This is a genomic window from Pseudomonas sp. ICMP 10191 (assembly GCF_001467335.1).
In the GTDB taxonomy this organism is placed as follows: domain Bacteria; phylum Pseudomonadota; class Gammaproteobacteria; order Pseudomonadales; family Pseudomonadaceae; genus Aquipseudomonas; species Aquipseudomonas cerasi.
In genome coordinates, this window is sequence record NZ_LKGW01000169.1 from 1 (window position 1) to 3,088 (window position 3,088).

Sequence of the window (3,088 nt, forward strand, 5' to 3'; positions counted from 1 at the left end):
GTGGAAAGCACCAGTAGCTACCAATACGATAGTTTGGGCAGGCGAGTCGCCAAACAGTCCGAGATCAAAGGCCAGGCCGCTCACAAACGCTTCCTCTGGCAAGGCCTGCGGATGCTGCGCGAGGAAAGTCCCGGCCAGAGCAGCCTGTACCTTTACGAGCCCGGCAGCTATGCGCCTCTGGCCCGTGTTGAACCGAAGGGCAGATCGTCTGGCAGGCGAAGTACCGGGCGTGGGGTGCGGTTGAGAACCTGGTGGTGAACGAGGTTGAGCAGAACCTAAGATTTCAAGGGCAGTATTTTGATGTCGAGACGGGATTGCATTACAACACGTTTCGGTATTATGACCCGGAGATTGGGCGGTTTATTACGCAGGATCCGATTGGGTTGTTGGGTGGGTTTAATTTATATCAGTACGCACAGAATCCAATTGATTGGATTGACCCTTTAGGTTGGGTGCCATGGGAAAAAGGCGGCTTTACCAGCTGGTTCAATAATGCATCGGTAGAAGATGTTGTTAATAATAAATCTTCTGTCGAGGCGGCTTTACGGAGTCCAGGAGGTAAGCATGAACTTTTTCCTGTGTCTATTGCTTCAAAAGCAAAAGAGCTTGGGTTTACCGCTCAAGAATTAAAAAGCATGGCCGTCCCTACAGATAAAATAACTTTCGTTAATGTCACAGATAAGCATGGTAATCCGGTTCCTGATGGGGCACACCATGGAAGTAGAGCCGGTAGAAACTTCCATAACAAATTGATCAAAGACTTGGTCAGCGCACCAAATAAAGCTGAAGCTTTAAGGGTTATAGATGCCCACCACAGTGCACATATGAAACTAGGAGGCTGTCAATGAGCGACTATGATTTGGAAAAATACGAAAAAGTTCATTTATGGGTTGGGACCAACTTCTCATCTGAAAGCGATTACAAAAAGTATTTTGAACTCGACTATTCTACAGAGGGGGATTTCGATGACCCCAACTACAAGTTGTGTGATTTCTGCAAGGATGTGAATACAAAGTGGTACGACGAGGATTTTATCGGAATAATACCTAGGCGCGAAACTGAGGTAGGGATTGATGAAATTCTAAACGATGCAGCAATAGATCAAAGTGAGCGAGTAAGAGCCGAGGCGGCCTGTAAAAGCTTAGGAATTCTAAAGGCAAATTCAATATTCTGGTACGCTGACGCTGATCTAGTTGTAAGTCCCTCAGCCGATAATAGCTATAATGGATTGAGCTATATAGGAGTTTTTGAGGGCGATTAGTTTTTTTGCCCGTTTAGTTCTAGCTAATATCCAAATGGCATTTTGGATGCAAGACATGAGGGTGAAATCGAAAAGCCAGTGGTAAATTAGGTTGAATAGAACCTGAGGTTCCGAGGGTAGTATTTTGATATCGAGACGAGGCAGTACACAACACGTTTCGGCATTACGACCAGATCGGTACACCACTGGAAATGACCGATGCCGAAGGGCAGATTGTCTGGCAGGCGAAGTACCGGGCTGGGGAGCGTTTGAAAAGCTGGTCGTGAACGAGGTTAAGCAGAACCTACGATTTCAGGGGCAGTATTTTGATGTCGAGACGGGGCTGCACTACAACACGTTTAGGCACTATGACCCGGAGATTGGGCGGTTTATAACGCAGGATCCGATTGGGCTCAGTGGCGGCATACATATTTATCAGTATGCTCTGAATCCTATTGCTTACATCGACCCGCTAGGCCTTGCATTTAGTTCTGGAAAAGGGACACATAACGCAATAGCTACGCTTTATGATAGCAAAGGTAATGTGAAAACCTCCGGAGCTTGGCAAAGCGGAAATATGACGCCGGACGAGGCTGCTTTAGGATTTTCAAAAAGTACACTTGCTACCCATGCTGAAGCGAGGATTACTCGCGAGTTACATCATTTGGCTGTACCGGGTGATAAACTAGTTGTCGAAGGCGAATATCCGCCCTGCAATAGTTGTAAAGGTAAGATGAATAGTTTCAAAGGAGCTACTGGTGCAGATGTGGAGTACAGATGGGCATCTAGTGATGGGAAATCGGTAGAGGCATGGAACGCCAAGACGAGAAATAGTCAAAAATTATCTGGGCCTGGTTGTGGTTAAAAGGGGAAATATGATGAAGAAGTTTTTTGCGTCTACCATAAAATGTTACGAAGAAGATGAGGTTTTAGTTATTGCTTTAGGTGATGACCAAGTAGCACCTTCTAATTTTATGATTATTACGCGTCTTGACGATGAAGACAACGCGACGGTAAATGATGGTATCGGCTTTCAAACTGATCAAGCGGAATATGAAATGCATGACGCAATCGAAAAAGTCATTCTGCGCCCCGATAGTTTAGAGGTGGTGGTTAAGTCTGAGTTTGCTGGTTTTTTTGGTGGCTTAAGTATTTTGGCAGAAATACCCCAAGAAAGTCACGATTCTTCAGGGAAAGTCTGCATACTGAAAGATGCCTTGCAGAATATTTTTAGTGGGGCTCAGGTTGAGCTGATTGTTTAGCGTCTAGGTGATCGCTAGTTTATTTGGCTTTTCGTTCCGGCAACGCTCTGAATGCTTTGATTTCGAAGCAATAATAAAAGGGTTTAAATAACATCTGCATCCTCTTGGGTTTTTCAGTTCTTTAATAATTCAAAAAGCAACTGGCTGCCAACATTGTCTCAGTCATTTGCTGTCTCTATTCATCTTTTTGAATAAAATTAACTGACTATGCTGATCTCAACCTCGTCGCCGAGATCGACGCGCTGGGCCACAAGACCGAGTACCTCAACGGTGAGGACGGCCTGCCGCACACCATCGTCGACCCGACGCTCAAGTCCAAATACCTGTGGTGGAACAACCTGGCGCAAGTGCAGCGCTTTCAGGACTGTTCGGGTAAAAGCACTTATTACCGCTATGACGAACGCCACCACCTGGTGGCCGTCACCGATGCCCTGAACAACACCACCACGCTGGAACGCAAGCCCGACGGCGAAGTGTTGCGCATCAACCACCCGGATGGCACCAGCGAGACCTTTACCTACAACGAGCTGGGCCAGGTCCTGACCCACACCGATGGCAAAGGCCAGACCACCCAGCTGCTGCGCAA

Annotated in this window: 3 protein-coding genes and 3 pseudogenes; all 6 read left to right on the top strand. The window is 46.7% G+C overall.

The genetic code is table 11. The features are described 5' to 3' along the window. Nucleotides 1-848, top strand: a pseudogene (locus tag AO388_RS30485) (RHS repeat domain-containing protein); the annotation flags it as partial. Continuing rightward, the gene (locus AO388_RS25385) at nucleotides 845-1,261 is read left to right on the top strand and encodes an immunity 22 family protein (RefSeq protein WP_058417394.1); all 417 of its coding nucleotides are present in this window, start codon (nucleotides 845-847) and stop codon (nucleotides 1,259-1,261) included. The pseudogene AO388_RS30485 and the gene AO388_RS25385, both read left to right, overlap by 4 nt. A gap of 161 nt (nucleotides 1,262-1,422) precedes the next feature. Further along, nucleotides 1,423-1,724, top strand: a pseudogene (locus AO388_RS30490) (RHS repeat domain-containing protein); the annotation flags it as partial. Beyond that, nucleotides 1,704-2,105 (top strand): hypothetical protein, encoded by a 402-nt coding sequence (locus tag AO388_RS30495; RefSeq protein WP_442963829.1) that lies wholly within the window; start codon nucleotides 1,704-1,706, stop codon nucleotides 2,103-2,105. The pseudogene AO388_RS30490 and the gene AO388_RS30495, both read left to right, overlap by 21 nt. A 13-nt stretch (nucleotides 2,106-2,118) precedes the next feature. Then, the gene (locus AO388_RS25390; RefSeq protein ID WP_052755371.1) at nucleotides 2,119-2,502 is read left to right on the top strand and encodes a hypothetical protein; all 384 of its coding nucleotides are present in this window, start codon (nucleotides 2,119-2,121) and stop codon (nucleotides 2,500-2,502) included. A 218-nt stretch (nucleotides 2,503-2,720) separates the two neighbouring features. After that, a pseudogene (locus AO388_RS28175) lies at nucleotides 2,721-3,088 on the top strand (RHS repeat protein); the annotation flags it as partial.

Excerpts from the sequence above, each read along its gene's own strand:
- AO388_RS25390 (WP_052755371.1), top strand. The coding sequence starts at position 2,119 with ATGAAGAAGTTTTTTGCGTCTACCATAAAATGTTACGAAGAAGATGAG.
- AO388_RS25385 (WP_058417394.1), top strand. The coding sequence starts at position 845 with ATGAGCGACTATGATTTGGAAAAATACGAAAAAGTTCATTTATGGGTT.